Raw genomic sequence first — 4,001 nt, forward strand, 5'->3', positions numbered from 1 at the left:
ATTGGAGCCTAAGTTATGCGAAGTACAACCCTGCATCCGTCCAGACAGAACAGGGCACAGCGACCCAACTTCGCATAATCTTTTGCTTTACATAAGATGACTAATGCGAACCTTTGCATTAGTCGTCCAGAATCAACACGCCGGTGTTGATGGCCGAAGTGATCAGCCGGTGGCGTTTTTCTGGATCGGTGGCTAATAGCTCAAGCTGGGTGGCCAGTTCGGATAATCGCCAATAGGCCACCGAGTGCAGGTTGCGGCACGCGTGGGCGCCCAGTGCTTGGGCTAAATAGCTCTTGCCGGCGCCAGTGGCAGCGATGATGACTACGTTGAGTGGGTCATCGATCCAAGTCAGCTTGGCCAGGCGGTTGATGCGTTCTCGGCTCAAGGCCCGGTCAGGATGGTAGTGAATGTCTTCCACGCTGGCGTCAGGGTTTTTGAAACCGGCAGCTTTGAGGTATTTCTCGATCTTGCGATTGGTGCGTGCTAGGTGTTCTGCTTCGATGGCTTCGACGATTTTGTCTTCAAAAGAGACCTCATCGTAGTCCGGGTCATCCAGCATTTCTTGGATTTTCAGCCCAAAGGTGCGGACTCGGAAGCTGGTTAGTAATTGCACATGTTCTTCAGTAAACATTAGCGAGCCTCCTGCCCAGTTAAGCCGGTGGCGCGGAAGTGGTCTGGCCCGCGAACATGCCCACTGCGAGAAGCTACCGTTGACGGCAGCTCCGGGATATCGCCGGTCTCGGCGGGGCGTGGTGTGGTCGGGTTTATTCTGTTAGACGCCAGAGCTTGCATCATGGTGCGTACGCTGGTGTAACTGGGCGCTAACCCGCGATCCAGAATCTGCTGGCAGGCGTCTTCTAATCGCTGGCGTTGCTGTTTGGACCGGGCCAGAATGTTGTTGCAGGTGGCATAGGCTTGGGCTTCGATCCGGGCGGCATCTAAGATAGCAGTGATCACCTGCACGGTCGCTGGGCCGATTCGGGTGGCCCAGTTGATAAACCGGTCTCGTGACCATACGGAAGCGGTCAGCTGGTGGTTGGCCGGAGCATGGGTCGCATCAGTGGTGTAGGAGCCCTTGCGACCGGTGTTCCGGTGATGTGCGGCAATGCGCTGATTATCGGCTGAAATCAGCACCTCGGTATCTGTCAGTTGCACATCTACTGTGGTGCCAACATAGGTGTAGGGCACCGAATACCGTCGGTGATCAACCTGAATGTGATAATCGGGTGCGACTTTTGCTTTGCGCCACACCGATTGGGTCCAGGCCCGCTCCGGTAAGGACTGCAAATGCGGGGCCTCAAATGCCGCAAGTTCAGCAAACCGGGTGGTCTCACCACCGCGGAATGGTTGGGCATTAATATGATCGATCCGGGTAGCGATGGCTTCGTTGAGCTCCGTCAAGGAGTGAAATTGCTCGATTTCCAGATACTCGATGACCCACCGATCCACAATGCCTACCGCAGTCTCAACAGCTGCTTTATCTTTTGGCCGATTTACCCGGGTTGGCACGACCGCGCAGTCGTGATAATCAGCAAAAGCAAAATAGGTTTCTTGGACTTTGCGCGCCGCCTCGTCAACATGAATACGCACACTGGCCGTGGACGTATTATCGGGCACGATGATCTCTGGCACCCCACCCAGATAAGCGAACGCATCTTGATGCGCCCTCAGCCACGAAGAGAGCTTTTCATCAAGGAACCCTTTGGCAAAGATCATCCCGGAATACGGTAGACAGGCCACAAACACCGACACTTTGGTGGTCTGATCAGTCAAAGGATCCACCAGAGCCATCGTGGATCCTGCCCAATCAACAAACAGGCATTGGCCGGGTTCGTGGGATAATTTCTCGGTGAGGTTATGCACCTGGGCGTAGTCGTTGAAACGGGCACAAAACTGCTGATAACTATAGAACCGTAAACCCGGTGGCGCATCAGCAGCCGTATACCGTTCCCATTCGACTTTCAACGTCGATTTGCCGCCTCGGCGGATTCGTCGATCCGTGATGGCTGTGAAATCCGGTTCCACGAATCCGGCTGACACTCCAGAGCGCTGATCCGGAAATAATCCCGCCAACTCTTCAGGTCCTAATGTCTCGACCTGGTTGACGGTGAACTGGTGATCTTTGACCACGCGATTAATTTTACTGATTGTTGCCCGCGAGCACCGGCACCTGGCCGCGATATCGGAATAACTCACACCTTGGATCAACAAGGACATAATACGTTTGTGGTCAACCATCTGGTCGACCTCCTTTGCTAGATGATGACAGCCACGGTGACTGCCACCACTAACACTGAACCCCGCGGTTCCCAATAGCCAGAATCCAAGTACCCACTACCCAGACACCTGGTTTCAAAAAGCCGTACTATTCAGCTCTTTGCTGCATTAGGTGTCCCACCGGCGCTGACGGGCCTGCTTGTGCCAATTCGCGAAGCCGGCTCTATGCTGCCGCAGGCATTCCTGACCCCATTGATCCTTCGGGTGCGATACCGCAAATGGGTTTTCGTGGCAGGCGCCTTTATCCAAGCGATTGCTGTTGCTGCGATGGTATCCACCGCCGCATTGGCAGAGGGACTGACCGCAGGGGTGCTTATTGTGGCAGCCTTGGCGGTGTTCGCGTTGGGGCGCTGCTTGTGTTCTATCTCGTCCAAAGACGTCCAGGGCCGCACCGTGCCAAAAGGGCAACGGGGCAGGTCAACGGCTTAGCCGCCACGGCTGCCGGTCTTGTCGCCGTCACCCTGGGCTTATCATCCGGATCGTGGGAGGAAATGATCTTTCGGTAGAACAGCTCCTCTGGCTGCTGGTCCTGGGCGTCGTCTTATGGATCGCGGTTGCTGCAGTGTATGCCGGTATTCGTGAGCCTGCCGGTGAGGCTTCAGGCCGGCCCGGCCCAGTCGAGAAAACGGAACCTGACTCCAACAACTGGTTAAGGCAGATGGTGACTCTGCTGCGAGAAGACTTACCGTTTCGACACTTTGTGACCGTCCGCAGCCTCCTACTCGTTTCGTCATTGAGTCCACCGTTCTTGGTCACCTTATCGGCCCAATCAGGGGCTTCAAGTCTCACGGGACTGGGTGGGTTCATCATTGCTTCGGGACTTGCAGCGTTGATCGGCGGCCTGCTTTTTGGACGATTTGCTGACCGCTCCAGCAAAAAACTGATGAGCCTTGGTGCTGGTGTCGCTTCGGCGATCATTATCACCACCGTTGTAGTGACTGTCGTACCGGGAGTCGTTATTGATACCTGGCTCGGAAACCTCCTGTTCGTAACAGCCTATTTTGCAGTGACGCTCATGCACACAGGTGTCCGCATTGGCAGAAAGACCTACGTGGTCGACATGGCCCAAGGAGATCAACGCACCATCTATGTCGCCGTGTCCAACTCGGCAATGGGCTTCATCTTATTGCTCGTGGGCGGTCTGAGCTCCTTGCTGGCACTGGTGCACATCAGCTGGGCGTTGCTGTTCTTAGCACTCTTGGGCATCCTGGGTGTGGTAGCAAGTGCCCGACTTCCCGACGTTTCTCAAGGCTGAAGCAGGCCCTGACCTACAGCACTTAGCTGCGGACCACAATAAACCGGGACGACCATGGACTAAGGATTCCGAAGACAGCGTCCGGGTCTCATGGTGCACCCGGCGACCGATCATTCTGATTACCCAACAGCTCGGGCGTATCCCTTTCTCCGCCCATCCACTGCTAGCCTGCACCCAGGTATAAATCGATGGCTCCACTCTGCTTTCCAGTGCACTCGCGCCAGGCTACGAGACGCATAACAGGGCATACCCCTTTACACACATTCACAGACGACGAGAACATGCTGTGTGACTTTCAACTCCGTTTGGCGGCTTATTGCGAGTTCGTTTGGCGGTTTCCGATCGGTTGGCGCTATCTAGGTAGTAATTTTGCTTAGAGATTGCGCGGATAGGGACCGGAAATTGGTGATTGGTTCGGGCGTGTCGCACAGGACAGGCATGGGGAGCTCGCGTTTCGATGGAAGTGCAA

At 55.4% G+C, this 4,001-nt stretch carries 4 protein-coding genes; 2 read left to right on the top strand and 2 right to left on the bottom strand.

Features of this window, described 5'->3' with window-relative positions:
* Positions 1-118: 118 nt before the first annotated feature.
* Positions 119-631: an ATP-binding protein gene (locus ACYVJT_RS15050; protein WP_343959607.1), complete on the bottom strand. Its 513-nt coding sequence runs from the start codon at positions 629-631 to the stop codon at positions 119-121.
* On the bottom strand, positions 631-2,238 hold the full coding sequence (istA, locus tag ACYVJT_RS15055) for an IS21 family transposase (RefSeq protein WP_343959609.1): 1,608 nt from the start codon (positions 2,236-2,238) through the stop codon (positions 631-633). Before istA ends, ACYVJT_RS15050 begins: the two co-directional genes overlap by 1 nt.
* A 180-nt stretch (positions 2,239-2,418) precedes the next feature.
* Here istA and ACYVJT_RS15060 point away from each other — a divergent pair, with 180 nt between their 5' ends.
* The gene (locus tag ACYVJT_RS15060; protein ID WP_343959612.1) at positions 2,419-2,706 is read left to right on the top strand and encodes a hypothetical protein; all 288 of its coding nucleotides are present in this window, start codon (positions 2,419-2,421) and stop codon (positions 2,704-2,706) included.
* A 52-nt stretch (positions 2,707-2,758) separates the two neighbouring features.
* Positions 2,759-3,532, top strand: coding sequence for a hypothetical protein (locus ACYVJT_RS15065; protein WP_343959615.1), 774 nt, complete (start codon positions 2,759-2,761; stop codon positions 3,530-3,532).
* Positions 3,533-4,001: the final 469 nt, after the last annotated feature.

The organism is Yaniella soli, from assembly GCF_054782375.1.